The 26,732-nt window shown below is 64.4% G+C and carries 21 protein-coding genes; 5 read left to right on the top strand and 16 right to left on the bottom strand.

The genetic code is table 11. The features are described 5' to 3' along the window. Nucleotides 1–11 precede the first annotated feature (11 nt). Complete coding sequence (locus tag IB268_RS01525; protein ID WP_054455394.1) at nucleotides 12–995, bottom strand: TerC family protein; 984 nt, start codon at nucleotides 993–995, stop codon at nucleotides 12–14. A gap of 351 nt (nucleotides 996–1,346) precedes the next feature. Here IB268_RS01525 and IB268_RS01520 point away from each other — a divergent pair, with 351 nt between their 5' ends. Together IB268_RS01520 and IB268_RS01515 are read left to right on the top strand one after the other, a co-directional pair. Beyond that, on the top strand, nucleotides 1,347–2,870 hold the full coding sequence (locus tag IB268_RS01520) for a DUF1254 domain-containing protein (RefSeq protein ID WP_192353720.1): 1,524 nt from the start codon (nucleotides 1,347–1,349) through the stop codon (nucleotides 2,868–2,870). Nucleotides 2,871–2,937: 67 nt separating this feature from the next. Next, the gene (locus IB268_RS01515) at nucleotides 2,938–4,386 is read left to right on the top strand and encodes a DUF1254 domain-containing protein (RefSeq protein ID WP_175180371.1); all 1,449 of its coding nucleotides are present in this window, start codon (nucleotides 2,938–2,940) and stop codon (nucleotides 4,384–4,386) included. 47 nt (nucleotides 4,387–4,433) lie between these two features. Here the strand turns inward: IB268_RS01515 and IB268_RS01510 are convergent, their stop codons facing one another. Genes IB268_RS01510 through IB268_RS01500 form a run of 3 tightly spaced genes read right to left on the bottom strand, consistent with a single transcriptional unit; the run spans nucleotide 4,434 to nucleotide 7,366 of the window. Next, complete coding sequence (locus tag IB268_RS01510; protein ID WP_192353719.1) at nucleotides 4,434–5,210, bottom strand: SDR family oxidoreductase; 777 nt, start codon at nucleotides 5,208–5,210, stop codon at nucleotides 4,434–4,436. Between the two features lie 12 nt (nucleotides 5,211–5,222). Beyond that, nucleotides 5,223–6,137 (bottom strand): 3-keto-5-aminohexanoate cleavage protein, encoded by a 915-nt coding sequence (locus IB268_RS01505; RefSeq protein WP_192330587.1) that lies wholly within the window; start codon nucleotides 6,135–6,137, stop codon nucleotides 5,223–5,225. A gap of 5 nt (nucleotides 6,138–6,142) precedes the next feature. Further along, nucleotides 6,143–7,366 (bottom strand): ABC transporter substrate-binding protein, encoded by a 1,224-nt coding sequence (locus IB268_RS01500; RefSeq protein WP_370126395.1) that lies wholly within the window; start codon nucleotides 7,364–7,366, stop codon nucleotides 6,143–6,145. A gap of 140 nt (nucleotides 7,367–7,506) precedes the next feature. Here IB268_RS01500 and IB268_RS01495 point away from each other — a divergent pair, with 140 nt between their 5' ends. Then, entirely contained in the window at nucleotides 7,507–8,256 is a 750-nt protein-coding gene (locus IB268_RS01495) for a Crp/Fnr family transcriptional regulator (RefSeq protein ID WP_225588860.1), read from the top strand. 129 nt (nucleotides 8,257–8,385) lie between these two features. After that, entirely contained in the window at nucleotides 8,386–8,880 is a 495-nt protein-coding gene (locus IB268_RS01490; RefSeq protein WP_054455400.1) for an Ohr family peroxiredoxin, read from the top strand. A gap of 54 nt (nucleotides 8,881–8,934) precedes the next feature. On the opposite strand, the gene IB268_RS01485 is transcribed toward IB268_RS01490, so the two are convergent. Beyond that, complete coding sequence (locus IB268_RS01485) at nucleotides 8,935–10,074, bottom strand: MFS transporter (RefSeq protein ID WP_054455402.1); 1,140 nt, start codon at nucleotides 10,072–10,074, stop codon at nucleotides 8,935–8,937. 92 nt (nucleotides 10,075–10,166) lie between these two features. On the opposite strand from IB268_RS01485, the gene IB268_RS01480 reads away from it, so the two are divergent. Next, nucleotides 10,167–10,934, top strand: a complete 768-nt coding sequence (locus IB268_RS01480) for a helix-turn-helix transcriptional regulator (RefSeq protein ID WP_119449881.1) — start codon at nucleotides 10,167–10,169, stop codon at nucleotides 10,932–10,934. Between the two features lie 30 nt (nucleotides 10,935–10,964). Here IB268_RS01480 and IB268_RS01475 read toward each other — a convergent pair whose 3' ends face one another. From IB268_RS01475 to IB268_RS01425, 11 genes are all read right to left on the bottom strand, one after another. Beyond that, nucleotides 10,965–12,317, bottom strand: a complete 1,353-nt coding sequence (locus tag IB268_RS01475) for a type II toxin-antitoxin system HipA family toxin (RefSeq protein ID WP_175180368.1) — start codon at nucleotides 12,315–12,317, stop codon at nucleotides 10,965–10,967. A gap of 4 nt (nucleotides 12,318–12,321) precedes the next feature. Continuing rightward, a complete protein-coding gene (locus IB268_RS01470) occupies nucleotides 12,322–12,582 on the bottom strand; it encodes a helix-turn-helix domain-containing protein (protein ID WP_054455917.1) in 261 nt (86 codons plus the stop codon). 185 nt (nucleotides 12,583–12,767) lie between these two features. Continuing rightward, nucleotides 12,768–13,988: a polysaccharide lyase family 1 protein gene (locus IB268_RS01465; protein WP_054455409.1), complete on the bottom strand. Its 1,221-nt coding sequence runs from the start codon at nucleotides 13,986–13,988 to the stop codon at nucleotides 12,768–12,770. A 12-nt stretch (nucleotides 13,989–14,000) separates the two neighbouring features. Beyond that, nucleotides 14,001–15,905 (bottom strand): Vi polysaccharide transport protein VexE, encoded by a 1,905-nt coding sequence (locus tag IB268_RS01460; protein ID WP_192353718.1) that lies wholly within the window; start codon nucleotides 15,903–15,905, stop codon nucleotides 14,001–14,003. Continuing rightward, nucleotides 15,898–17,073 carry a sugar ABC transporter gene (locus IB268_RS01455; RefSeq protein ID WP_119449878.1) on the bottom strand — a complete coding sequence of 392 codons (1,176 nt, stop codon included), beginning with the start codon at nucleotides 17,071–17,073 and terminating at the stop codon, nucleotides 15,898–15,900. The genes IB268_RS01460 and IB268_RS01455 overlap by 8 nt, the downstream gene beginning before the upstream one ends. Then, nucleotides 17,051–17,767, bottom strand: a complete 717-nt coding sequence (locus IB268_RS01450) for an ATPase (protein WP_054455412.1) — start codon at nucleotides 17,765–17,767, stop codon at nucleotides 17,051–17,053. The genes IB268_RS01455 and IB268_RS01450 overlap by 23 nt, the downstream gene beginning before the upstream one ends. Nucleotides 17,768–17,776: 9 nt before the next feature. Further along, on the bottom strand, nucleotides 17,777–19,117 hold the full coding sequence (locus IB268_RS01445) for a sugar ABC transporter permease (protein ID WP_192353717.1): 1,341 nt from the start codon (nucleotides 19,115–19,117) through the stop codon (nucleotides 17,777–17,779). A gap of 7 nt (nucleotides 19,118–19,124) precedes the next feature. Next, complete coding sequence (locus IB268_RS01440; RefSeq protein ID WP_054455416.1) at nucleotides 19,125–20,279, bottom strand: polysaccharide biosynthesis/export family protein; 1,155 nt, start codon at nucleotides 20,277–20,279, stop codon at nucleotides 19,125–19,127. A gap of 41 nt (nucleotides 20,280–20,320) precedes the next feature. Beyond that, the gene (locus tag IB268_RS01435) at nucleotides 20,321–22,375 is read right to left on the bottom strand and encodes a glycosyltransferase (RefSeq protein ID WP_192353716.1); all 2,055 of its coding nucleotides are present in this window, start codon (nucleotides 22,373–22,375) and stop codon (nucleotides 20,321–20,323) included. Beyond that, on the bottom strand, nucleotides 22,372–24,852 hold the full coding sequence (locus tag IB268_RS01430) for a hypothetical protein (protein WP_192353715.1): 2,481 nt from the start codon (nucleotides 24,850–24,852) through the stop codon (nucleotides 22,372–22,374). The genes IB268_RS01435 and IB268_RS01430 overlap by 4 nt, the downstream gene beginning before the upstream one ends. Nucleotides 24,853–24,891: 39 nt before the next feature. Beyond that, complete coding sequence (locus IB268_RS01425; RefSeq protein ID WP_192353714.1) at nucleotides 24,892–26,151, bottom strand: nucleotide sugar dehydrogenase; 1,260 nt, start codon at nucleotides 26,149–26,151, stop codon at nucleotides 24,892–24,894. Between the last annotated feature and the right edge of the window lie 581 nt (nucleotides 26,152–26,732).

Below are 26,732 nucleotides of genomic sequence, written 5' to 3'. Positions count from 1 at the left end.
GTTCGTGGGACTCATCCCTTATGGCGCGCAGCCCTGGCCGCGGCCCGTCTGGGCAGGATCAGGCTGGCGCCCACGGATGCCAGCAGGATAAGGCCTACCGCCCCTAGCGACCACTGCACCGGCACATGGAACCATGGCGCGGCCAGCATCTTGCCGCCGATGATGATGAGCACCGCGGCAAGTCCGTGCTTGAGGTAGCGGAAACGTTCGCGCATGTCGGCCAGCAGGAAGTACAGCGCCCGCAGGCCCATGATGGCGAAGATGTTGGAAGTGAAGACCAGGAACGGGTCGGTGGTGACGGCAAAGATGGCGGGAATGCTGTCGACCGCGAACACCACGTCGCTCGCCTCTATCATCAGCAGCACGACGAACATGGGCGTGGCATGCCGCAGGCCGCCGATGCGCACAAAGAACGACTCGCCGTGATAATCCTTGGTGATGCGCATCGACGAGCGCAACAGGCGCACCAGCGGATTGCGGGCAATGTCAGGCTGATGGTCCGCCCGGGCCAGCATCTTCGCTCCCGTCGCCACCAGCAGCACGCCGAACACATAGAACAGCCAGTCGAATTTCGACAGCAGCCAGACGCCCGCCAGGATCATGCCGACCCGCATCACGATGGCGCCCAGCACGCCGTACAGCAGTACCCGGCGCTGCAATTCCAGCGGCACCACGAAATAGCCGAAGATCAGCGAGAACACGAACATGTTGTCCACGGACAGGGACAGTTCGATCAGGTAGCCGGTATAGAACTCCAGCGTTTTCCGGTGCGCAATGTCGCGCCCCAGGGTGGCATCCAGATACCACCACATCAGGGCGCCGAACAACGCGGCCAGCGCCATCCATACGCCCACCCAGAACAACGCTTCGCGGGGCCGCACGCGGTGCGCATGGCGGCCTCCCAGCACGTAGAGATCCAGCGCCAGCACGACCAGCACAAAGCCTACGAACCCCGCCCACATCGGCAGGGTGGCAAAGGTCTCGACCCGATTCATCAGGACCTCCCGCCGTCGCTGCAAAACCGCTATGCGACAGCCAGCGGTACACAATGCATGTACGAATTCAGTCTAGAACTTCGGGAAGCGCCGAACAATTCGCCTGGATCGAACTGACGCTCAGGTTTTTCGGAACCGCGCTCCTGGCTCCTGCTCCGGTTCGATGTGGCAAGCGCTTCCGATCCAGAAGATTGACGCCGTCCCTATTTGATCGGAAACTAAACGACATGCGACGCTCGTCGCTTTGCCCGTGCTGGTCACTTTTGAACTGTACTGAAACGCAAGGAACGAGGTCGCACCGCTATGTTGTGGACGGCAGTGGCTTCCCGCGTTCCTGTTCGTGGAGACCGTATGCGTACTGCCCGCCGCACATGTCCGCCCGTCCTGGCCCTGGCCGCCCTAAGCCTGCTGACCGCCTGCGCCGGACCGCCGGAGCGCCCCGGCGCTTACAAGATGAGTACGCCGACGCCACCGCAGATACTGACGCCGGCCAAGGTCGACACCCGTATCGGCCGCCTGGATTTCTTCGACGGCGTGCCTACTCCGGAAACCGCCCGCAAGGTCTATGACAACCTGGATTTCCTGCGCGGGGTCGAGGCGTTTCTGAACGGCATCCCCGGCGCGTCCATGGTCTCGATCCGCGCCGGCCTGCGCGAGGCAGGCGCCACCGGCAGCACCGTCGGCATCTTCGAAACGTTGATGGATTCGCATTCCCTGTTCCTCACGGCCAACACCGAGACCGTGTACTTCTGGAACTGGATGGACCTGAAGGACGGCCCAATGGTCGTCGAAACCCCGCCCGGCATCCTGGGCGTGGTCGACGACTTCTGGTTCCGCTATGTGACCGACATGGGCAACGCCGGACCCGACAAGGGCCGCGGCGGCAAGTACCTGTTCGTGCCGCCGGGCTACAAGGGTCAGCTGCCAACCCAAGGCTATTTCGTGCAGCATTCCCCCACCTACGGCAACCTGCTGTTCGGCCGCGCCTTCATGAAGAACGGCGATCCGGCGCCCGGCGTGCAGGGCGTCAAGGCCGGCCTGCGCGTCTATCCCTACAGCCAAGCGGGCGCGCCACCGCCGACGCGCTTCATCAACCTTTCCGGCAAGGTGATGAACACCATCCACGCCAACAACTATGCCTTCTTCGACGAGGTGAATCAGATCATCCAGGAAGAGCCGGCAGGGGCTTATGGCCCCGACATGACCGGCCTGTATGCAGCGATCGGCATGCGCAAGGGCCAGCCGTTCTCGCCGGACGCGCGGATGAAGGCCATCCTGACCGACGCGGTGGCCGTGGGCAACGCCACGGCGCGCGCCATCGACTTCGCCAACCGCGACCCCGCCACGCGCATCTATCCGGACCGGCACTGGAACACACCGTTCGTGGGTGGCAGCTATGAGTGGCTGAACGACGGCGCGCGCAATTTTGACGCCCGCACCATGTTCTTCTATGCCGCGACCATAGACACGCCGGCCATGGCCGTCGCCATGCCCGGCATCGGCTCGCAATACGCCGCGGCCAACTATGACGCGCAGGGCAAACCGCTGGACGGAAGCCGCCAGTACGTGCTGCGTGTCCCGCCGAATGTGCCCGCCAAGGATTTCTGGTCAGTGGTGGTCTACGACACGCAGACGCGCTCCATGCTGCAGACGGACCAGCCGTTCCCCAGCCTGTCCAGCGAAAAGCAGCTGCATGCCAACGCGGACGGTTCGGTCGATCTTTACTTTGGCCCCAAGCCCCCTGCGGGCAAGGAACAGAACTGGATCCAGACCATTCCCGGCAAGAGCTGGATGGTGATTTTCCGACTCTACGGTCCCATGCAGCCCTGGTTCGACAAGACCTGGAAGCTCAACGATATCGAGTCCGCGCGCTAAAGAATTTTCACCCCGAACCACGACCGTCCCTTTCGTCCCCAACCTGAAGTCCGGAGACCGGAGCACCATGATGAACCGTACCCTGACCGTCGCACTGGCATTGGTTTGCGCGGGAGCCGCGCATGCCAAGGATGCCGCGCCCTATCGTTTCGAACGCGGCTATCCCACGCCGCAGACCTCGCAGCAAGTGCGCGCCGACCAGACGCTGCAGCGCGCCTTGATTGCCTATCGCTATTGGTATCCCACGGTTTCGATGGAAGGGATACTGAACGGCAATCGCGCCGTCGGTATCGAAGACGGCAAGCAATGGGGCATCGCCGCAGCCGGCCCCCGACAGGTCGGCTTCACGCTCAACTCCGACACGCCCTACGGCTCGGCCGTCATCGACCTGAGCCAGGGCCCCGTGGTCATCGAGCTGCCGCCCGGCCCCTACATCGGCCTGGTCAACGACCACAACCAGGGCTGGGTGCAGGATCTGGGATTGCCGGGACCCGACGCAGGCAAGGGCGGCAAGCACATCGTGCTGCCGCCGGGCTACGAGGGCAAAGTCCCCGAAGGCTATCACGCAGGACGCTCACCTACGCTGAAAAACCTGCTCGCACTGCGCTCCATGCCGGTGGGCGGGGACATACCCAAGGCACTGGACGCCTTGCGCTCGGTCAAAATCTACTCCTGGTCCGAGCAAGGCGTCGCAGGCCAACCATTGGCCGCAGTCGACACCACGCGCATGGCCATGGACAGCTCTTCGCTGAAATGGGAAGACAACATCCGGTTCTGGGAAGTCCTGAACAAAATCGTGCAGGAAGAACCCATCAACGCTGCCGCACGGCCTATGTATGGCTTGCTGGCCGAACTCGGCATCGAAAAGGGCAAGCCCTTCAAGCCGGACGCGAAGCTCAAGGAAACGCTGGCCAAAGCTGCCCGCCAAGGCCGCGACCAGATGCTGGTGGCCGCCTTCGACAGCGACCGTCCCGATCGCATGGCCTGGCCGGACCGCCGCTGGGAATGGACTGACCTGGTACCGGGCAGTGCGCAGTTCGAGACCCCGGCTGGCATGGACCTGGACGCCCGCGATCGCTGGTTCGCACAGGCCATTGTGGCCTCGCCCGCCATGTTCCGCCGCGACCCCGGCGCGGGCTCGCTCTACTGGCTGGGCGCGCGCGACGCGCAAGGGGCTTACCTGGACGGCGGCAAGCAGTACACACTTAGCGTGCCGCAACCGGTGCCAGGCAAACTGTTCTGGTCAATCACGCTGTACGACAGCAAAACCCGCTCGCAAGTGCAAACCGATCAGGACAAGGCCGCGCTGCGCTCCCTGTTCGAACTCAAGGACGTGGACCAAAGCAAGCCGCTCACGCTCTACTTCGGCCCCAAGGCGCCGGCGGGCCAGGAGAATCGCTGGATCAAGACCAATCCGGGGCAGGGCTGGTTCGCCTACATCCGCATCTACGGCCCCGAAGCGGCCGCCTTCGACAAGAGCTGGAAGCCGGGCGACTTCCAGCGCAGCGGCAAGTAGCGCAACAGAACGCCGATCGCGCCAACAGGCATGGCGCGATCGGCGCCTCAGCCCAGATACTCCACGTTGCCGCAGACGGAAATGCTCTGGCCGCTGATGATGGCGCCTGCGTCTGAACACAGATACGCCACCTGATTGGCCACGTCCTGCGGGCTGGTCATGCGGCGCAACGACACCTTGTCCACAAGCTGCTCGCGCATGGCGTCGTTGCTCACGCCGCCGGCCGCGGCGCGGGCCGCGATGACCCGCTCAACCCGGTCGCCCGACACCACGCCCGGCAGCACGGAATTGACGCGGATGTTCGACGGCCCCAGCTCCATGGCCCAGGTCTGCGTCAGGCCAGCCAACCCGAACTTGCTGGCGCTATAGGGCGTGCGCAGCGAAAAGCCCAGCCTGCCCGCGACGGACGAGATGTTGACGATGGACCCGCCGCCTGCCGCCCGCAGCAGCGGCACGGCGCTGCGCGCGCACAGGAAGGTTCCGGTCAGGTTGACATCCAGCGTGCGCTGCCACGCGTCCAGCGCGGTTTCCTCCAGCCGGTTGGTCGGGCCGGCCACGCCAGCATTATTGACCAAGGCATCGAGCTTGCCCCATTTCCGGGCCAGTTCGCCGAACATGGCTTGGACCTGCGCTTCGCTGGATACGTCCGTCACGCTGACGCCCAGGCTTGGATGCGCTGCGGCAGCGGCCTTGCAAGCCGCTTCGTCCATGTCGCAGACGTGCACCTCGGCGCCCGCCTCCAGAAACTTGCGTGCGATCGCCAAGCCTATGCCTTGCGCGCCCGCGGTGATGAGGACGCGCTTTCCTTGCAGTGAATTGCTCATGGCTTTTCCTGGTCAGAGCGCGAACTCGGGCCGGATTCCGCTCTTGAGCGGCAGTCCCAGGATCTCGCGCGCTTCGGCTGGCGTGGCGGGTTCCATGTCCATTTCACGGATGATGCGCACGATGCGCTCGGTCAATTGGACGTTGGTGGCCAGTTCGCCGTGGCGGTAGTACAGGTTGTCTTCCAGGCCGACCCGCGCGTGGCCGCCCAGCAGCAGGGCGGCCATGTTGGCCTCCAGCTGCGCGGGGCCGATGCCGCTGACGCAGAAGATGCTGTTCCTGGGTAGCAGATCCACCATCATCTGCAAATGCCGCACCGAGAACGGCATGGCGTTCTGGAAGTTGCGGTGCACGTTCATGACCAGGTTGATGAAGTGCGGCCCTTCGTCCAGTCCCTCTTCGATCAGCGTTGTGGCGTCCTGCAGGATATGCGTGGGGCTGAAGACTTCCCATTCGGGCTTGATGCCGCGCGCCTGCATGCCGGCGGCCAGTTCGCGGGCCTTGGTGAGCGGCGTGTTCATCAGGTATTCGCGGTCGCCGAACGCAAGGTTCAAGGTCGTGGCGTCCAGCGTGCACATCTCGGCGCCGGCGTCCATGCCCTTGAGCCGCTCTTCCCACAGGATCTCCCACGTGCCGGGAGAGGTTTCCTTGACCATGTCGCCATGCACGCCGCCGCCGGTGGAGTTGTTCAGCACGATGTCGCAACGGTCGCGGATGAGCCGGTTCATCTGCCGGTACACCGAAGCGTCGCAGGTCGCCTGGTCGTCGGGACGGCGTGCATGCAGCGCCACCACGCTGGCGCCCGCGTTATAGCAGCGGTACACGTCCTCCGCGATTTCCAGCGGCTGCGTGGGCAGGTGCGGATTCTGGCTTTTGAATGCCATGCCCCCGGTCGGGGCAATGGTCACGATGACTTTACGTTTGCTCATGAGGGTTACTTCCAGAGCGCGCAGCGGCTCTCTTCCTTGGTGGTGAATGCCTGGTTGCCGTCGATGGTCTGCACGACGTTGAAGTAGTCCCAGGGCTCCTTGGACTGTTCCGGCGTCTTGACCTGCAGCAAGTACATGTCGTGCACGACGCGCCCGTCCGGCCGCACCACGCCGTTCTTGATGTAGACGTCGTTCAGCTTGTTTTCGCGCAGATAGGCCAGCACGCGGTCGGCGTCGTCCGTGCCCGTGGCCTTGACCGCGCGCAGGTATTGCAGCGCCGCGGAGTAGTCGGCCGCCTGCAGCGAGGAGGGCATGGCCTTGCGCTTTTCAAAGAAGGCGCGGGCCCAGGCGCGGGTCTCGTCCGACGCGTTCCAGTACCAGCTGTCGGTCAGGTACATGCCTTGCGAGGCGGGCAGCCCCATGGCGTGGATATCGTTGATGAACATGATCAGGCCGGCCAGGCGCATGGTCTTGGTGATGCCGAACTCGTTGGCGGCCTTGATCGAGTTGGTGGCATCCGCGCCGGCGTTCGCCAGGGCCAGGATCTCCGCCTTGCTGCTTTGCGCCTGCAGCAGGAACGAAGAAAAGTCGCTGGCCGACAGCGGATGCTTGACCGATCCCACCACCGTGCCGCCGCCGGCCTGGACCACCTTGGTCGTGTCCGCCTGCAATGCGTGGCCAAAGGCGTAATCGGCAGTCAGGAAGTACCAGCTCTTGCCGCCTGCCTTGACCACGGCCGCGCCCGTACCGCGCGCCTGCGCCACGGTGTCGTAGGCGTAGTTCAGCGTGTAGGGCGTGCATTGTTCATTGGTCAGCGCCGGCGCGCCCGCGCCCACCACGATGATGGGCCGCTTCTTGTCAGCGGCGACCTTGGACATGGCCAGCGCCGTACTGGAATTGGTGCCGCCGATCAGCATGTCCAGACCTGCCTGGTCAAACCATTCACGCGCCTTGGCCGAGGCGATGTCCGCCTTGTTCTGATGGTCGGCCGTCAGCAGCTCGATCTTCTTGCCGTTGATCTCGCCGCCCATCTCCTGGATCGCCATCTTGATGGCCTCGGCGCCGCCGGGGCCATCCGGCCCCGAGTACACGCCCGACATGTCGGTGATGAAGCCGATTCGAATAACATCGTCTGAAATCTGCGCCTGGACCGCAGGGGCGTGCAGCAGCGTCACGGCCAGGCCGCAGGCCAGGGCGCTGCGGGACATCATGCCTTGCATGGGCAACATGCTTGTCTCCTCTTGTGGGTTTTGGCGTCTGGCACCTCGGCTATTCTGGTGCCGGCCCCAGACCGCGGACAGTCATCATGGTGACAAAGCGCCCTAGGGTTTACCTGAGCGGCGCCACAACGGCTACGAAGGAGGCACACATGGGCGAACGGCTTGCCGACGCCGGCGACGAACCCTTGAGCGCACGGCGGCGGCGCGCGCAAGGCGCGGTGGACAAGATGCTTGACGTCGTCCCTTGGTACAAGGGCCTGCCGGAACTCGAACGCGACCTGATCCGCGCCGAATTGCGCGTGGTGACCCTGGCCGCGGGCGAGTTCCTGTTCCGCGCGGGCAGCCGTTCGCCAGGATGGTACGGCGTGGTGCAAGGCCTGGTGAAATGGTCCTCGCCCGGCGCGGACGGCAAGTCCCTGTCCCTGGCCGGCTTCAGCACCGGCAGCTGGTTCGGTGAAGCCACCATGATCCGTCGCGAGCGGTTCGAGTACGAGGTGGTTGCGCTGCGGCCCAGCCAGATCGTGATATTGCCGCGCGAGACCTGTGAACGGCTCTGGAACAACAACATCGAATTCACCAAGGCGCTGATGATGCATCTCGCGCAGCGCGTGGACTGGCTGATGAGCAGCTTCACGTCCAACGTGCTGCTCGACGTCGACACGACGGTGGCGCGCGCGGTCGCCGCGCAGTTCAACGCGGAAAGGCATTCCGGCACCAATGGGCGGCTGAAGGTCTCCCAGGAAGAAATCGCCGGCCTGTGCGGCATTTCGCGGCAACGCTGCAATGCAGCGCTTGCGCGACTCGCCCGCGCGGGCGTGCTGGAAACCTACTATGGCGGGCTGGCCATCCTTGATGTGGACGAGTTGCACCGGCTTGCCAATGTCAAGAAGAGCGCCTAGGAAGCTGGCGTCGACGGTACAAGAAAAGATGCCAGTCAGAACAGAAATTCTGTCTTTGCGCCTGTTGGGGACAACTCTATAGTTGCCGCGGAAAAAAACCAACCGCTTATCCGCACTTGAGGAGTTCCCATGAAAGCCCCGTCCGCGCCCTCTGTTTCGCTCCTGGAGCCCTATGCCGGCGCAGAGGACCTGCCCCTGTACACGACCACCGTCTCCGTAACCGGCGGCGCCTCCGGACACGGCAGATCGTCCGGCAGAGCGGTCTCCAACGACGGCGAACTGGAACTCGAACTCAGGCTGCCCAAGGAGTTGGGCGGCAATGGCGGCGGCACCAATCCCGAGCAATTATTCGCAGCCGGCTTTGCCGCATGCTTTCATGGCGCCATGAAGCTGGTCGCCACGAAGAACCGCGTCCCGCTGCCGGCGGATTTCGCCATCCACTGCACCACGACTTTCGCGCGCGAAGCCTTCGACGGCCTGTTCTGCATCAAGGCCAGGCTGGAGATTTCCTTGCCCGGGCTGCCCAAGGACGTCGCCCTGGCGTTGGTCCACGAGACGGAATCGATCTGCCCGTACTCGAAGATGGCGGACCAGGGGATCGCGTCGTCGGTGCATCTCAGCTGAAAGCCAGGCACCCTCGCTCGAACGGGACCGGATGCATCAATGGCAGCGGTCCTGTCACCGACCTTCGACTTGCCGCGTCTTCGTCACATACGCGATCGCTGCAAGCGCCGCACACCCGCCCAGCAACACATCCAGCCTTTGCCCTCGTCCGGCAAGGACCAGCCCAACTCCAAGCAGGTTGTAATAGACCAGGCTCAGGATCGCGCCAGCAGTCCCCGCGACATGCACATAGGCGCATAGTGCATGCGCCAAGACGTTGGGAATCGCGATCGCGTAGGCCGCCGCGATCAAGGCCATTCCGATGAGAAACGCGGAACTCCCGATAAGCGCGGCGACCAGCGCCGCACCTAGCGCCATCAGACCGATACCCAGCAGGACGAGGCGTTCGGACGCTACCCCCCGCCGCAGCAACGCCGTGTTGAGGGCTGCGCCGCACAGCGATGCCGCGGCCAGCGCCAGGCCGCTTTCACCGAAACCCAACCAGGCCTCCTGCGAGCGGGCGAAAAGAAAAGGACCCAGCTGGTAATAGCCGAAGATCGCCAGGTTGAAAATGGCGATCAGCGTCGCGCTGCGCCAGATCGCCCGGTCTTGCAGCATGGCGCGCAGCGTCGGCCAGAAGGGCGCCGCCGTGTGCGGCAGAGGCCGAGTTTCCGGCCAGCGCAACGCGCTGGCCCCCAGCAGCGCCACCGCGAGCAGGACAAGCGCGAGGAAAACGCCCTGGACCCCGCCGGCCGCCGCGATCTCTTGACCGGCATACATGCCGACGGCAGGGCTCGCGGCCAACGCCATTCCCAGAATCGAGAAGACGCGGGCCAACGTCGGACCCTGATAGCTATCCCGCAGCGCCGTCTGCGTTACGATTGAGCCCGCGGCCGCGCCGAAGGCGCAGATCAATCTGGCCGCGAGCAACTGCGTGAAATCACCCGCCGCCATGGCCCAGCCCGCACCCAGCGCGTATAGCGCCAGTCCTGCCAGCAGCGCCGGTCGGCGGCCCCGGAAATCGCACAGACGCCCCCAGACCACCACGCCAAAGGCAAAGGCCACGAACCACAGCGACAGCGTCTGCGCCGCGTCCTCGGGCGTGGCTTGATAGGTGGCGGCGATCAGCGGCAAGGCGGGGCTGTACATCGTCTCGACGATCTGCGGAAAACTCAGCAGCAGGATAACGAGCACAAGAGGCGGACGGCGGAACATGGCGGTATCGGTAAACGTAGAGCCCGTTTTTTAGCCGGGCGCTGCCGTCGCCGTTGTAGCCAGGAAGACAATAAACATCGGAACTCGGACAAATGGCCAGGCTTGCACCCACCGACGCATTCAACCCCGACGCCATGGCCCAGCCGGTGACGGGCATCGCGTCGCGCCTGATACGGCACGATTCCGGCCCGCATAGCCACGGCCGGGGCCAGCTGCTGTTTGCCCATGCGGGCTCCATACGCCTCGCAATGCCGGGGTTGATCGCGGTGCTGCCTCCGATCCGCGTGGCGTGGATACCGCCAGGAACCGAACACCGCGTCCTGATCCGCGGCGAAGTCGAGTACCGCTCGATCTATCTGGACCTGGCGCGTGTCGCGGCGCCGGCGGCCGCCGCCGCCATACTCTCGATGACGCCGCTATTGCGCGAGGTCTTCGAGCGCATCAGCCTGGAACCCTTCGACACCGACTGGTCCCAGGGCGCGCCGCGCAACCTGCTGGCCGTCTGCATGGACGAATTGCGCGCGGCAAGACGGGAACCCATGCTGCTGCCCGTGCCCACGGACCGCCGCCTGGCCGGTCTGGACCTGGAGGAACTGCCGCCCGAACTGGAAGCCCTGTCGCAACGCGTCGGCGCGAGCGCGCGCACCATTACACGCATCTTCCAGCGTGAGACCGGCATGAGCTATCAGGCCTGGCGGCAGCTCTGGCGCCTGCTGCGCGCCGTGGATCTGCTGGTTGCGGGCCAGAGCGTGACCGCAGTGGCGTTCGATCTGGGCTTTTCCAGCGACAGCGCGTTCATTGCGTACTTCCGCCAGATGACGGGGGAAACGCCGGGGCGGTATGTACTCAACGAGCGATGAATTGCAGTAGCCTCTACGCACGCGGCAAAGCTACGCGGCGAGCCTGTCCGCCGCCGCCTGCAAGCCGCCGAGTATGCCGTCTGCCACCGCCTGCGGAAATCCGGGCGGCAATCTGGCGCGGACCATGCGCACCGCCTCGGGCGTGCGCGCGATCAGATCGTCCACGACGAACTGGACTCCCTGGCCGTCCGGCGTCACGACGCCATGTCGCGCGCCCACCGTCAGCCAGTGGCGCCGCTGGATGTCGCGCATGCGCCAATGCGGGTTCTTCGAACGCACCGCCATCGCCATCTTCGCGCGGACGGGCGACAGTTTGCCTGGCCCTTCGCCCAGGATCGGATAAGCGGACAGCACGTCGTATAGCGGCGTAAGTTCGTAGGCCCCGCCAGGCCGCAGGAACAGGCTGAAGTTCTTCGCGTGGCCGTCCGTTGCGCACAGCATCCAGAACAGGACCTGGGCCTGGAAAAACGTCCGCCGGTCTTGCTCTGCGTGGCGCGAGGTTTCGAGCAGACTCATGATGCGGTCGATGCCGGGTCCGCCGTCCGCCTCGTACTTCAGGTGCGGCGGGGTGCCGGTGGCCTGGCACATGTCTTCCTGCGGCAGGCGGATGAGACTACGCTTTCCGTTTTCGGCGTCCTGCCAGCGGCGGTCGAAACGTTCGACGGCGAGCACCTTCACGTCTTCGAAGCTGAGTACTTCCGTGCGCGCCACGGGCATGCCGTAGGCAGCCAGGATCTCCGAGCACAGCCATTCGTTTTCCACCGATTCGCTCAGGTCGAACTTCATATTGCCGACCAGCCCCAACGGCAACTTGAGGATGTGAGTCGTCGGCGTGGCGCCTTGGGGCAAGCACCATTGCCCGTCCATCCGCAGCAAGGCGGTCTTCTCTTGCGCACCTGCGATGGAAATGCGGAAATCATCCTCAGCGATGGCCAGGCCGCCGAGAGGCGCCGGCGCCAGAACGCTGCGCAACAGCTGCGCAACCTGGGCATCGTTCAAGGGCGAGGCTTGCACCGACGTCACGTCGGCAGGCGCTGTTCCCGCAGGCAGGATCTGCAAGGCGCCCGCGCAATCGCGGCCGATCTCGGCAAGCAAGGCGAACGCGTCGGTCGAGCCTGCCCGAAACCGGCGCGCAACCCGTTCGCGGATTTCCTTGCTGTCGGGCAGCAGGTTTTCGAAGTATGCGCGGACGACGTCGCCCCGATGCGGGCCATTGCCCGGCGTGAAGGGCAGGGACAGCGACAAGGGCCTGCCCGGCGCGGAGGCGACCCAGTCCTTGTCGTACTGCAGGACCTCGCCGGCGTGGGGTCGATTGCTCCACTCTCCGACATAGGTGCCATTCATCCATAGGCCCAGGACCTGCGTGTGTGAGCGTCGCCCCATGGCTTTACCAGCTGGGTTCGGATGTTGTTTCGGGTCCCGGCTGCGCCCCTTGCTGGCGCAATACCATTTCGACCCCCAGGATGCTCAACAGCTGCAGCAGCCGGTCTGCGCTGACCTTGTCGGCATTGCGCTCCAGGGCGGACAAGGTCTGTTGTGTGACCCCAAGGCGCAAGGCCGTGGCCGCCTGGGTCAAGCCGGCCTCTTTGCGGAACCCCTGGAGCAGGGCCGGCAATTGTGTCGCGGTGCGTACGGTGAAATCCATAATACAAATCCCAAGCTGTATTTCAGATATACAAAGTCTAGGCTGTAAACCTGAAATACACAATGTGATTTGTGGTTCTTTTACAGCCTATGATTTGTATTTCTTAAAAACAAATCATAGGCTGTATTTCACCGATAACGCCAGGCTTCAACTCGCATGGTCCGGCTCCGCTTCTGCGAACCGTGCGACTACCGGCCTGCTGATCCCCCGCAACCCGTCCCGATCCTGGACACCGGCAACGGCGTATCGCCGCCCGTATTCCCCGCGTACTTGCGGATCTTCTCCGCCAGCTCCGTCGTAGGCTTTTCGTAGCCGTAGCAATAGGGCGGCGTCGGCGCAGCCTCGGGCCGGTAGTCCTGCAACACCGGCTTCGCATCGCCCAGGTACAGATTGTCCTTCAGGCGCAGGAAGGCCTTGTAGTCCCGCGTATAGCCGTGTTCGTCCTTCCGCGTTTCATAGGCGCCGCGGTCCGATTCGCCGTTTTCCAGCGCGCTGCGCTTGGCGGCGATGGGAATGTAGTGGCAGTAGTTCACGTTGATGCCTTCCACCGTCGGGAAGAACTCGGGCTCCACGCATTTGCGTTGCGTGGAGTTCTTGAAGATGTTGCCTTCGACCAGCGCCTTGGCCTCCAGGCTGAAACTCATGCCGTAGAAATCCCAGTCTTCCAACAGATTGTTGAAGAGATGGAAGGTGCCGAATTGCCCGCGCGGATTGCGCTGCACGGTGTTGAGGAAGTAGTTATGGTGCAGCGTCACGCGCGCGATCGAATCGCGGTCGTAGTTTGCGTAAAGGTTCTTCGAGGTGATGTTGTTGAGCAACATGACCTTGTTGGAATTGTGGAACTTGGTCCATGAGATCGTCACATCGGTCGAACCGTTCTTCACGTTCAGCAGCCGGTCCGACATCCGCGACAGATCCATGTGGTCCACCCATACGTCGCGGCTGTTGTTGGCCACGTTCACCGCTTGCGTCAGCCGCGACAAGCGTCCGTCTATGGTCAGGTGCGTGAGGATGACGTTCTTGCTGCCATATACGCCCAATCCGTCGTCGATCAGGGTCACGCGCTTGCCGCGCCCGTCGATGGTCGTGTTGGACGGCACGCGCAGCTGCTTATCCAGGACAATGGTCATGTCGGAGGCGAAGCGTATCCAGGTGGGTCCCTTCTTTGCCTGCGCGAGCGCGGCGCGCAGCGTTCCGGGACCCGAGTCCTGATCGGACGTAACGTCGATGAACTTTCCGCCCAGGCCGCCCGTGGCCTGGGCGCCGTAGCCCTCGCGCTGCTGCAGCAGCGCGGCGACGGACGGACAATGCTCGTCCGGACTTTTGCATGCGTCGGCGGCGGCCGCAGCCCCGCCGTACGACATGGCCAGGACAAGCAGCCAGCGCGCGGTCTTGATTGCAGCCTTCATCGGCATTCGCTCCTATTGCTGCGCGGACTTGTCCGCGGCCGTGACGTGGCGCCAGATGCCGCCGCTCAGGCGCAGGTTTTCCGGAGGACCGGCAAGATGCTCCCTGAGCCGTTCGAAATAGGCCTGCTGCCAACGCAGGGAATACGCCTCGGCGTCCTCGCCAGGCTTGGGCGCGGGCAACATCTCCAGCGTATAGGCGACGCGACCGTTCTCCCAGCGCGGTGCGTAGAACACCGAGGGCACGCCCATGCGATGCGCGAGGTGGGCCGCGAAGCCGGAGTACGTCACGTCCTGTCCTTCGAAGGTGGTCCGTGGCGCCGCCGGATTGGCCGCCCCGTCTATCGCCAGGCATAGCACATAGCCCGAAGTCAACGCGCGCATGCAGGCCTTGGCGACCTGCGCCTCGGTCTGGTCGGCAGTGGAGATCAGGGCTGCGGAGTAGCTGCTCTGCGCGATGCTGGGCGCGGTCGCCAGCCAACGCGACGGAATGCCCACCAGTTCCAGCGCCATCAACCCGGCGTACATGGGACCGACGTGCGCGGTGGCCACCACCACGCCCTTGCCCCCCGCCAGCAGCGGCGCAAAGAAGCGTTCGCCGGTATCCAGCTCTCCCAACACCTGCATGGCTTCTTCGACGCTCTCCTCGCGGCATTCGAGCCAGTCGAACAGCAGGTGGTCCACCAGGTGGCCCCAGCGCGCACGGCGCTCCCATTGCGCGCGGTCGATACTGGTGTCGCCGCGCATCGACCAGGCCCAGTCCAGGCGCGCCTGCGGGATCGGGGCGGTGTGCAGCCGTTCCTCCAGCTGCGCCATGGCCTCGTCGAAGGTCGCCGGCAGCCGCTGGCCGCGTTGCGCCACGTACTGTCCAAAGAGCGCCTCGGCCTCCTGCTTGCGCCCCGCCTGCGACAGCGCGCTGATGGCCGCGCGCTGCCAGAGCTGCTTTTCGGGCGACTTCTCCAGCAGATGCATCATCTGGTCGGCCGCCGCGTCGTACTGCAGCGTGTAGCGCAGCGCGCGTGCGTAGAAAGCCCGCGTCTGTTCCAGGTCTGGCGCCAGGTCGATGGCCTGCTTCAACGGCGTCAGGGCTTCCTTGTAACGTCCGGCGCGCAGCAGGGTCTCGCCATGCAACGTCAGCAGCCTGACATCCGTGGGCGCCGCGCTCAGGCCGGCCTCGAAGTGCGCCAGCGCATGCACCTTGCGGTCATTCTCGTTGCCGCGCCGCAGATGCGCCAGGCCCAGGGACGAGCGCAGGACCGCGCAGTCGTGGCCCGCGTCCAGGGCTGCGCCGCCAAAGCGGATCGCCGCCTCCACCCTGCCGTCATCCAGCAAGGCGCGCACCGCCATCGTCGCCACGCGCTCGTTGGGCAGTTCTCGCGGGTCCAAGGCGGCAGCCATGCCGGCCGCCTCGACCGTATCGCCGTTGCGCACGAAAGCCATCAGCCAAGGGTAGGCTTCGCCGGGTTCGTTTTCCGCCAGGTTCCGGGTCGCGCGTGCGACCTCGGCAGCCTCGGCCACACGGCCGGCCTGGACCCGCAACTGGATGCGCGCCGCATGCAGCGCCGCCGCGCCGGGTTCGATGCCGGCGGCGGCGTCCGCCTCGGCGATGGCGCGGTCCCATTGCTCGGTGCGTCCGAACAGGCTGGCGAGCAGGCGGCGCTCGTCGGCGCGCGCGGGATAGACCGCGACCATGATCTCCAGCGCGGCGATCGCGGCGCCTAGCTTGCCTTCCCGCACCAGGGGCGAAACCAGCAAGCGGCGGGCGTCGCGCCAACCGTCCGCGGCCTCGCGCAGCGCCGGCTCCAGCATGGGCATATCGTTCAGCGGCTCGGCCGCGGAATGAATCTGCTTGATCACGTCACGCAAGCGTGCCGTGGCATCAGTGCCGGCGGGACGATCCGCAATTGCCGTATCAACCATGACGCAATCCCCTCAACAACGCCAACGCCACCCGAGCGATGAACATCAGCACAAAGCCCAGCGCCAGCGCCTGCAGCAGCAGGATTCCGGTACGCGGACTGCTCGGGCGGTCCGTGGGTACTGGCTGCGCGATGATGGACAGGTAGCGTTGCAGCCGCAGCGTGTCCGTCATGGCCTGCTGGTAGGTCTGCTGCGCCAGGGTCAGGTTCGAATCCGCGAACGCCTGGGCGTTGCGCAGCGCTTCATAGGACTTGAGCTGCTTCGCTTCCGTATTGCCCGCGCCGCTCAGGCGCTGGCGCACGGCCGCGATCCGCTTCTTCAGGGAAGCCACCTGCATCTCGGCGGGCCGCAGCATGAAATGGTCCTTGTTGCCCAACGCGCGGATCTTGTCGAGATTGATCTGCGCGGTGTTGAGCTCCCCTTCGAGCTGGCTGGACAGGTTCAGCAGCATCGTCACCGTGGCCGTGGGATCGATATTGCCGTGCGTGGTCCGCCATGCTGTCAGCGTTTCCCGGGCGGCCAGCGCCTTCTGCTCCGCGAGCTTGACCGCCTCCTCGCTCACTTTCAGCTTGTCGGCGACGCCTTTCTCGTTCATCGAGCTGACGAAGCTCTCGGCCAGCTCGATCAACGCCCGGGACAGCAGCGCGGCATCCTCAGAGGAAAACGCGCTCACGCGCAGCACGTCGATCTGTTCCAGCGCGTTGAAGGAGACCTTTACCGAGGCCTGGTAGGCGCGATAGAGATCGTCCTCGCTTGAGTCCTCTGCAAGATGATTCACAGGGTCCATGCCCGCGCGGATCAGGTACTGGCGCAGGCCGACCTTCTTGTCGAGCTGCTGCATGGCATCGCGCGACTTGAGGAAATCGGCGACCGCCCAGCCATCCACGAAGCCGCCGAGCATGCCGCCCGCGTTGCCCGTGGTCAGCAGGCTGGCCGCAGCCCCCCCGCCGCCTTGCTGCCCGGAGGCCGACTGCACGAAAAAGCGCGATTCCGCCTCGTAGCGGGGCGTGGCGAAGAGCAGCAGATACGCCAGGGCGCACGCGACCGGCGCCAGCACGATGAGCGTGTTGATCCAGCGGTGACGGCGCCGCTCTCGCAGCGCCGATTGCCGCTCGCGGCGGCGGCGTTCGATTTCGGACCTGCCCTCAGAGGCCGATTCCGCCCTCATCGAAGCCGCCTCCGAGGACGTCGTCGCCTGTGCCGGATTCGCTCCTTGATCGTCGCGGGGGGAACCTGCGGATGCACTGGTCGAGGTCGTCTTCGATGCTGAGTGCGCTTCGTTCATAAATCAAACCCTTGAAGCAATAGTCCGCCAACTGATTCTGGCGGTAACTGGAAAGAATGAGTGTCCGGCCGACCAGGCGCTCTTCGAACAGAGCCAGCCACAGGCGGGTGAAACGGCAAGGCTCGAAAGGGATGGCCCCTTCGATCACGTAGACATCGAACGCCGGCGCCAGCGCCAGCGCGAAGGAAAACTCCTGCCGCGCGTAGAGCGGCCAATGCTCCATGGGCTTGGCCAGGGTCCTGGGATCGCTGACCAGGTCCGCGACCAGTTCATGCGTGGCATCCGCGTCGATCTCGTACATCTCGCTGACGAAGTCGATCATGCTCAGGCCGTTGGCCTTGCCGCGGATGAATCCCTGGCGGCCTATCGCCCAGGACACGTTGCCATCGTGCTTGACGAAGCCCTGGCGCGGCGGCCGCAGGCCGCACAGCACATCGACGATCTGGCGATGCAATTCCGGCGCGGGCGACAGCAGCGCATAGCGCCCGACCGGAATATCGAGATCGACATTGGAAAGCAGCGCTTGCCTGCTTCCGAATGCATAGGGCTCGTCAGTGACGCCATTGAAATGGATCATCCACTTCCCTCACATCGGCTGGACGTTGGAACGGGCCAGCCGCTCGGCCGCCAACGCAAGCACCATCAAGAAAACCAACGAGGTCAGGAAGTATCCCAAGCTCGCATCGTGCGAGGCGTAAGCCTCGAAATACGCGGAACGCAGCAGCTGCATGCCGTGCGCCAAAGGCAGCCACAGCATCCAGGGCCGCAGGTTCTCCGGCAACTGTTCCGAAACAAAGAACACGGCCGCGAAGATCTGCAGAAACCGTTCAATGATCGGCGCGAGCCTGAGAAAGAAATGCCAGTAGGTCGCGATCGATCCGAACAACACGCCCAGCGCAGCCCCGAAGCATCCCATCAATACGACGAAAAGCAGAAAACCGGACCAGCTTTTCGGCAGCGTCACGAGTTCCAGCGCATGGCCCGCGCTGATCAGCACCAGGAACACCACCAGATATACCGACACATAGATGAACGCCTGCACCAGCGCGCACATCAAGGGAGTAACGCCCTGGAAGTTCAGCAAACCGCGGGCAGATACGTAGGCCGTGCTGCTCCGGAAGGCGATCTGCCGGAACATGATCCAGGTCGTCGCGCCCAGCAGCGAGAACGTCTGCACGTCCATGCCCATGATGTAGTGCGTGCCCATCAGGATGTACAGCGACGAAATCAGCGTCAACAGCACGACCGGGCCCACCAGCGCCCATACCAGGGCGATCCGGCTCTCGCCATGCATCACGCGCAGCTGGTAGATGAACATCGCCAGCAGCGTGCGGCCGACCGGCCGGACCTTCACGGAATGGCTCGGATCATGTCCTTCATGCAGGTCCTGCAAGCGGGCCCGCAGTATCGCGAGATCGCCGGCCTCGTCCTGCGGCACTTCGACTTCCAGCGCAATGTCGTTGCGCGAGGCGTGGCGGCGCGCTTCGCGCGCCTCGTCCTGCTTGCGGCGATCCACGCGGCGCGCATGCGCCGCGGCCAGCCGCTCGTCTTCCGCCACCAGCTTGGCTGGCATGTAGCCGGGCGCGAACACTTCGACGCCGTCGCGGATATCCATTTCCAGCAGGCGCACGATGACGCGCAGGCGCCGGCGCGAAAAATCCGCCAGCGTCTCATCGACGTTGCTGCGCGCGATCTCCGCGTCCAGCTCCGCCTGCACCGCCTCGTACACCGCCCGCCGGGCAGCCACGGAGTCGTGCGGCTCGCCCTGCAGGCGCGCGACCAGGGGCTTGAGCAGGACGGCCGGCGTGGCCTTTGCTTCAAACAATGCCGCCGGATCCAGGCGCCATGCCGCGACGCCGGCTCCTACTGCGTAGCTACTGTCCTTACGGCGCGAACGCCAGCCCTTGATCCTGTCCTCGTTACTCATCGACACGCTATTGGCTTATGCCGGACGAGCCGCCCGAGTCGCTGTCAATGGCGCGCGTGGCGCTGAAGCCGGCGCTCATCGTGACGCGGAACGCGGACAACACCTTCTGCACCTGCGTGAACGGCGCATCCGAGATATAGATGGCCTGGCCTTCCTGCACGGTGAATTCGCGCGCCAGCGCCACTTGCTCCGGACGCGTTAGATCGAACTGATAGACCACCGGCAGCAGATCCGGCTTGCCCTCGGCGCCGGCCTTCGCAGGCGTGAACAGGAACACGGAACGCGGGTCCGCCAGCTTGTCGTCCAGGCCGCGGGAATCCGCCAGCGCATCCAGCACGCTGTAGTTGCGCTTGCTGATGGCCACGCGCCCCTGGGTGCCGGCCGCGCCCAGCACGGTCAGGTACTCCTTCGAGTCATAGGCGGTGATGACATCGCCCGCGCGCAGCAGGATGTCGTTGTTCTGGTTGCGGTAGATATCCGACAGCCGCACCGACGCCACCTGGTTGTCGCGGCGCAGGCTGATGACGAGCTGTTCGGGGTTCGTCTGCACCGGCGCGGCCTGGGCCAGCGCGCTGCTCAGGCGCTGCGAGGTCTGGGTGATGGGATACATGCCGGGCTTGGTCAGGTTGCCCTGCACCGTCACCATCTGGCCGCGCGCGTCTGCGGCGCGCGTCACGCTCACGTCGGCGCCGACAACCAGCCTGGCCAGACGAGCGACGACGGCATCATGCAGCTGCGCCAGAGTCATGTTGGCGGCGTGGAACTTGCCGAGGATGGGAAACGTCACGTTCCCTGCCGGGTCGATCTCCTGGTTGCCCAGGTCGCTCACGCCGGAGGGGTCCGCCGCGAACACGCCCAGCCCGCCGCGCTCCCAAACCTTCACATTGATGCCGTCGCCGGGAACCAGGCGGTCGAATCCGGCCTGCGTGAGATCGCGGTAGCGCACGGGAAAATCGGCCACATCGGGCACCCGGCTGGCCTGCACCAGTTCGCGAGAGACGGGCATCACGATGACGTCCTTGTCATCGTGCGCGCCCGTCATTTCGCTCAGCATCGGGCCGGAACGGGGCAGCTGGCACCCCGCGAGAGTCAACGTGGCAAGAACCACCATGGTCAGGGCTGCCTTGCGTCGCAGCCCTGAACCCGGGACGTACATATGCATAAGATCCTTTCGTTTCCGCAGCTTGATCGGTTGGACGCCAATCAGGCTTGCATCAGGCGCATGGGTTCGATATCCATGCGTTCGTCGTTCTCGGACACCACGGGCATGCACAGGCCCATGAACTTGGTCAGCATGGCGTCAAGCGAGAACAGCTTCTGCGCGCGGTGACGGCTGTGCTGCCTGAGCTGCTCGTTGCTGCGCACCTGGTCGACCATGGATGCGACTTTCTCGCAGGCCTCGTGCAGATCCGGGTGATCCACGCAACTGAGCAGATGGCCGGTTTCGTTCTCCACAAAGCACTCGCCAGCGCCGCCAGCCGGAGTCGAGATCACCGGCACTCCCACCAACTGGGCTTCGATCAGCACGTTGGGCAAGCCTTCGTAGCGCGACAGCAGGACGCTGGCATCCATTTGCGAATACCAATAGCCCACGTGGTTGGAAAGACCGACCAGCAAGAGCCTGTCTGTCACGCTCAGCTCTTCGGCCAGGGCCTCGATGTTCTCGCGCAGCCGTCCGTCTCCAACGATGACGAAGCGCGCCTGCGGCCTGTCCTTCAGGTACATCGCCGCCAGCTTGATCCACAGCTGCGGCCGCTTGTCCGGTTCCAGGCGGAACACGCCGCCTATCGTCTCGGTGGCGTCGTTCGTGCTTTCCTGAAAGGCCTTCCACTTTTCCTCATCCACGGCCGAAGCGTCCGTCGACAGATCGGGCACGCCGTTGTAAAGGATGTGAAAGCGCGTGATCGGGATGCCCAGCCATTCCGAGTAGGCTTCCGCGGCCTTGCAGCTGTTGCTGACGAAAACCACCCCCGGCACCTGGGCCAGGGCCTGGTACAGCTCGGGATATTCTTCGCGGAAGCGGTCCTTGCGGATGTTCGGCGGCAGTCCGCGGAAGACCAGGTGTATGGTCGGGGCGCCAGCCAAAAGCGCCGCCAGCGCGCCGAACAGGCAGGTTCCGTCCTGCCACAGGCTCACCACGTCGAACGGGTTCTCGCGCAGCACAGGCGTAAGCCGGGTCACGCCGTAGTGCACCGGAGGCGGCAACTGTTCCAGCAGACGGCTCAGGCTGCCCTCGGGCATGGATTGATGGGACACCGACACGGCCGGCAGCTTGTTGATCTCCGTGACCGGAATCTGCGCCTTCACCAGCACCGGCAGGAAGAAATCCAGTCCCTGCTTCTTGGTGGAGCCCGCGGGCTCGGTGTGCTGCTTGACCATGACTTCGACTTTCTTCGGCATCATGATCACGTCTGCCGGCCGGCGCTCGGGCGACTCCGCCAGGCGGGTCAGTTCGCCCGCAAGCCGCGTCAGCTGGCGCTCGGCGCCGCCGGGGCCAAGACTGCCCGTGACCAGCGCCACCGACACCGGCTTCTCCGCCGACTGCTCGACGATCTTGCGGTCGCGGAAGTGCAGGATCGCATGCTTCATGGACACGATCCTGACATCCTTGCCCACCAGCCCCTCTTCCGACTCGAAGCGTTGGTAGAAGGCGTAGTCGCTGGCCAGGTCGTTGGCCAGCTCCGCCGCCTTGCTGCCAGGCGTCAGGTGCTTCATGACGGGCGCGATCGCGTCGAACGCGTCGGCCAGCAGCCCGCGCTTGCGCAGGCGCTTGGCGAACTCGACGCGCATGTTGCGGTCGGTGTTCTCGGAAATCAGCCGGCGAAAGAGTTCGTCGGACTGCTCGTGCGCGCGGATGTCGCTAAGCAGCTTGGCCCGCGCGAACAGGCGGTTGGGATTCTGCGTCGAGGGCGGCAGATGATGGTCGACCAGGGCCAGGGCCTCATCAATCTTGCGTTCCTTCACCAAGCGCGTCGCGCAGTAGCGGACGATCAGGAAATCGTCCGGGCACTCCTGCAACAGCGTGGCCCACTGCTCGGCCATGCCTTCGTTCAGGCCCGCCGCTTCCTTCAGCCTGAGCAGCAGGAAGCGGACCTTGGAGTCTGCCATGTGCTCGCGCGCCAGTTCCTGGGCGCGGGGCAGGTTTTCCTGGGCGACTTGAACCCGCACCGACGCCGTGACGATCTCTTCCAACCGGGCTTGCACCGCTTGCAGATCGGATGCAGCCTCCGCTCGCTCGGTAGTCACTGGGGGATTCATGCTGCCTTCCTCCGGTTGATCTTCTCGATCCACACGAGGCAGCGTTCGATGTAGTGATCGAACTGCGCCGGATTCTCGGAACGTTCCTGCAGCTTGCGCCAGTACGGCAGGGCCTGTTCGAATCGATGCAGGCGCATGGCGCCCACGGCGGCCAGGCGCAGGCCGATGGGGTCTTCCCGAACCAGCTTCAGGATGCGCTCGCCCAGGGCCAGGCGTTCCGTGGTGCTGGCCGAATCCAGTGCACGCGCTTCGGCGTACAGCACGGCGATGATGCGCCGCTTTTCATGGTCGACTTCCGACATGCCGGGCCAGGACTGCGCAACACGCTCCAGCAGGTTCCAGGCCGCCTGATGATCGCCGGAGGAAAGGATCTCGCGCGCGCCTCGGATGGCGCGGGGTCCCAGCCTGCCTAGCTGGCGCTGCGCTTCGTCCTTGGCGCCCTGGTCCGCGCCGGCATGGTCGAGCACGGTCTTGTAGGCGTCGATGGCCTCGCCATACCAGCCGCCGTGGAAGGCTACCCGCGCAAAATGCAGCTGGGTGCTGAACGAGGCGGAATCGCCGGCGGCAGCTTGCTCGAGGTGCCGCATGGCGGTCTTCTTGTCGCCTAGCGCGTCGGCCGCGCGGCCGCGCATGGCATGCAGTTCCGGGAAATCGATCTGGCTGTCCAGCGCGATGTCGGTAAGGTCGATGACTTCCTTGTGATTGCCCGCCACCAGCGCGGCCCGCACGCCCAGGCGCATCGCACGCTCGAAGGCGCGCTGGGCGCGCACGCCGGCCAGCGCATCCGGAGTCAGCAGGCGGTGCGCGCAGATGCGCTCCGCGGCATCGCGCAGGCGTCCTTCCTCCAGCGCGCGGTTACCTTCCTCGGCCCAGGCCTGCGACTGCGAATTCAGCCAGGCGACGATATCCTCATGCTCGCTGCTTGCCAGCTTGCACGAGACCGCCAGCGTGGCCGCGGCCATGATGCTGCCGCGCCACGAGGCTTCCTTGACCAGCTCCAACGCGTCGACATCATTGAGCACGGGCGACTCGGACGCCAGGTTGCGCAGTCCGGCGCGATCGCCGGCCAGCAGCCGGTCGCGCCACAGCATGGCGAAGCCGCGGCCATACGCGGGCATGGCCGCGCGGACCTCGTGGACCCAGCGTATGGCGGATTCCATATCGCCGCTGGCCTGCAGCAGCGCCAGCACGGTGTCGGCGGCTTCCACCGCGACCGCGTCTTCCGGGGACGAGATGCGGAACAGCTGCTTCCAGTTGCCCAGGGTCTCGTCCACATAGCCCAACTGGCCCGCGGAAATCGCCGCGATTCGCACGATTTCGGGGGTTTCGATCTCATCGCCCAGCAAGCCCGCGGCCAGCGAGTACGCCACGTCATGGCGTCCCAGCTTGAACTGGTTGCGCATCAGGATCTGCTCAGCCTTGCTGCCGGACGCCACCGCGCCGTCGGCGCTGCCCAGAAGCGCCAGCGAACCTTCGTAGTCGCCCAGCTCTTCCTGGATGCGCGCAAACAGCAGCGTGTGGTCGGGCAGGCCGGGATGGCGGCGCAGCACCTCGCGCACGCGGCGCGAGGCTTCGCGCAGTTCGCCCGAATCCCACAGCTTCTCGATGCGGTCGGCGCTTTCATCGGCGGAGAGCTTGGGCGCGGCGGGCTGCGTCGTCGACGCATCCAGGCGCGGACGCATGAACGTCTTGAACCACTCTGCGCACAGGCGTTCGGCGAAAACCGGCGTGTAGTGGGTCAGGTCCAGTCCGCCATTTTCCATGGCCTCGGCCTGGCCGATCTTGTTCATCAGCGGCGTCGGGTCGTAGCAAGGCACGCCGATGCGCTGCGCGCTGGCGAGCACCGCGGCGATCAGTTGCTGGCGTTGCTCGATGGGCGCGTTGTCCGGCGTCATGGCATTGACGTGCGTGACGAACACCACTTTGTCGCGGCCCAGCAGGGCGACCAGCTGGTTCATTTCCTGCTCGATCTCCTCATCCGTCTGGTCACGCTTGACGATGCGGGCGAGCAGGTTGCGGTCGTCCGGCGTAAGCGCCTTGAAGACCGGATCCTGGTCCAGCAGCGCGCGGCGCTCGGCCAGGCGGTCGGCGTGGGCCATGGACCAGAACATCCGGGTGCGCGTGCGGTCGGCGAAGAACTCGCTGAAGTAGCGCACCAGGTAGTTGGACTGTATCGGGTAGCCGTCTATGGTCAGCAGCTTGCGCGAAGACAGTTCGACCACGTAGAGGTCAGCCGGCTTGTGGGCGCCTTTGCGCGCCTGCTCGCCATTCGAAGGCCGGAAGATCACGCGCTGGACGTCGGCAGGGATGTCGCCCTGGCCGAACATGAATCGCGCCTGCTGCAGCGCCTCGGCGCTGGTGTGCACGAAACCGTAGTTGCGCCCGAGTTGCAGCTTGATCGGGTAGCGGCCCACGGCATCGCGCAGCGGCGTATGGATGCGGCAGGTTCCAATCGGAGCGGTGGTAAAAGCAGCCATTCGGAGGCTCTCCTCTAGTGATCGATAGTGAGCCTGAACTTAAAGAGTCCAGTACAGGAGGTCGGACTGAAGCCGTTTGCTGTCGAGCACGGACTTCAGGTCGCACACCATGCCGTCGCTCTTGACCAGCGTCGGCAGGTCGTCCCAAAAGGTGTCCATGGTTTCGCGGTGCGGCACCGCCAGGATCAGCACATCCATGTCGCGGAACTGGTCGCGCTCGACGAGCTTGATGCCGTACTCGTGCTCCATCTGTTCCCGATCGGCCATCGGGTCGCACGCGACCGGGGTGATGCCGTAGGCGCCCAGGGCGTTGTAAAGATCGACCACCTTGGAGTTGCGGATGTCGGGCACGTTTTCCTTGAACGTCATGCCCAGGATGCCGACGCGGGTCGTGGCATTGAGGCGGCCGTTGCGGGCCAGGGTCTGGACCACTCGCGAAGCGACGTGGCTGGCCATGCCGTCATTGATGCGACGGCCCGACAGGATGACCTCGGGGTGATAGCCCAGCTCCTGCGCCTTGGACGTCAGGTAGTACGGATCGACGCCGATGCAGTGACCGCCCACGAGACCAGGCGAAAACTTCAGGAAGTTCCACTTGGTGCCGGCGGCTGCCAGCACTTCCGAGGTGCGGATGCCGACCAGATCGCAGATCTTCGACATTTCGTTCATCAGCGCGATGTTGATGTCGCGCTGCGTGTTCTCCAGCACCTTCGCCGCCTCGGCGACCTTGATGGAGGAGGCGCGGTGCACGCCGGCGTCGATGATTTTCTCGTACACGCCGGCAATGACTTCCAGCGATTCCTCGTCCTGGCCGGACACGATCTTGACGATCTTCTCCAGCGGATGCTCGCGGTCGCCCGGATTGATCCGCTCGGGGCTGTAGCCCAGCTTGAAATCGACGCCGCAACGCAGGCCGGACACCTTCTCCAGCTCCGGTCCGCAGATTTCCTCGGTGGCGCCGGGATGGACGGTGGATTCAAAAACCACGATGCAGCCGGGGCGCAGCACGGGGCCGATCGAGCGGCAGGCGCGCACCAGCAGCGAAAAATCCGGGTTGTTCTTTTCGTCGACGGGGGTCGGTACGGCCACGACGAAGAAATCGCAGCCTTCCAGTTCCGAGATCTGGTCGGTGAACTGCATCGGGGAGGCAAGCAACACGTCGCGTTCGATCTCGCCGGTCCAGTCATCACCCTCTTTCAGCCGTGCGATTCTCCGCTTGTCCACGTCAAAGCCGATGACATCAAAGCGCTTGGAAAATGCGACGGCTACGGGCAGGCCGACATATCCAAGGCCACACACTGCGATTCTCTTTACCACGGGGGACCTCACTGTTTTCGTCGTGTCGAAGACACTAGAAATTGACACCCGGGGGCACGAAATCGATGCAGAATCGAATATGTTTGCCCCGGTTCGGGCGGGCGTATTGCTTAAGAATATTTACAGCTCGATACTTGATTAGGCGTACCAAGCGGCGAGCCAACGAATCGTATAGGTGGCAAACAGCAAAATTCTTTCTAAATATTTTTATTGCTGTGCAAGTAAGTCGGATTCGTCGCAATAAACCCCGGGAAATCCCTCAAACAATTACATTCATTACATAAACCGCAACATGACCGGCCAACGAGATTGTTAGCAAATATATAAAAGGGTTTTTGTTGGTCCGGTTTAACCAAAATGAAAAAACATAATGGCGGCGCGGGGTTATTTATTAATAGCTCGGCGCAATGTCATATTCAAAAACAGCCTGGCTACAGTCATTATTCAGAAATAACAAAGCCTGACTCCCGCTCCCCGGACAAGTAAGTATTCGCACACGCGCCGCCCCAAAAAGCAAAAAGCCCACCGGGCGGGTGGGCTTTTTGCTCGATATGGCAGCGACG

Origin of the sequence: Achromobacter sp. ACM01 (genome assembly GCF_014851745.1) — a bacterium.
Lineage (GTDB): Bacteria > Pseudomonadota > Gammaproteobacteria > Burkholderiales > Burkholderiaceae_B > Achromobacter > Achromobacter aegrifaciens.
Note: the sequence above shows the minus strand (reverse complement) of the source record. Positions and strands in the feature narration are given on the sequence as shown.

Coding starts and splice junctions, on each gene's coding strand:
- IB268_RS01460 (WP_192353718.1), bottom strand. CDS start 15,905: ATGGTTGATACGGCAATTGCGGATCGTCCCGCCGGCACTGATGCCACG.
- IB268_RS01440 (WP_054455416.1), bottom strand. CDS start 20,279: ATGCATATGTACGTCCCGGGTTCAGGGCTGCGACGCAAGGCAGCCCTG.
- IB268_RS01475 (WP_175180368.1), bottom strand. CDS start 12,317: ATGGGGCGACGCTCACACACGCAGGTCCTGGGCCTATGGATGAATGGC.
- IB268_RS01500 (WP_370126395.1), bottom strand. CDS start 7,366: ATGTTGCCCATGCAAGGCATGATGTCCCGCAGCGCCCTGGCCTGCGGC.
- IB268_RS01495 (WP_225588860.1), top strand. CDS start 7,507: ATGGGCGAACGGCTTGCCGACGCCGGCGACGAACCCTTGAGCGCACGG.
- IB268_RS01485 (WP_054455402.1), bottom strand. CDS start 10,074: ATGTTCCGCCGTCCGCCTCTTGTGCTCGTTATCCTGCTGCTGAGTTTT.
- IB268_RS01490 (WP_054455400.1), top strand. CDS start 8,386: ATGAAAGCCCCGTCCGCGCCCTCTGTTTCGCTCCTGGAGCCCTATGCC.
- IB268_RS01450 (WP_054455412.1), bottom strand. CDS start 17,767: ATGATCCATTTCAATGGCGTCACTGACGAGCCCTATGCATTCGGAAGC.
- IB268_RS01505 (WP_192330587.1), bottom strand. CDS start 6,137: ATGAGCAAACGTAAAGTCATCGTGACCATTGCCCCGACCGGGGGCATG.
- IB268_RS01525 (WP_054455394.1), bottom strand. CDS start 995: ATGAATCGGGTCGAGACCTTTGCCACCCTGCCGATGTGGGCGGGGTTC.
- IB268_RS01435 (WP_192353716.1), bottom strand. CDS start 22,375: ATGAATCCCCCAGTGACTACCGAGCGAGCGGAGGCTGCATCCGATCTG.
- IB268_RS01445 (WP_192353717.1), bottom strand. CDS start 19,117: ATGAGTAACGAGGACAGGATCAAGGGCTGGCGTTCGCGCCGTAAGGAC.
- IB268_RS01455 (WP_119449878.1), bottom strand. CDS start 17,073: ATGAGGGCGGAATCGGCCTCTGAGGGCAGGTCCGAAATCGAACGCCGC.
- IB268_RS01520 (WP_192353720.1), top strand. CDS start 1,347: ATGCGTACTGCCCGCCGCACATGTCCGCCCGTCCTGGCCCTGGCCGCC.
- IB268_RS01430 (WP_192353715.1), bottom strand. CDS start 24,852: ATGGCTGCTTTTACCACCGCTCCGATTGGAACCTGCCGCATCCATACG.
- IB268_RS01480 (WP_119449881.1), top strand. CDS start 10,167: ATGGCCAGGCTTGCACCCACCGACGCATTCAACCCCGACGCCATGGCC.
- IB268_RS01465 (WP_054455409.1), bottom strand. CDS start 13,988: ATGAAGGCTGCAATCAAGACCGCGCGCTGGCTGCTTGTCCTGGCCATG.
- IB268_RS01515 (WP_175180371.1), top strand. CDS start 2,938: ATGATGAACCGTACCCTGACCGTCGCACTGGCATTGGTTTGCGCGGGA.
- IB268_RS01510 (WP_192353719.1), bottom strand. CDS start 5,210: ATGAGCAATTCACTGCAAGGAAAGCGCGTCCTCATCACCGCGGGCGCG.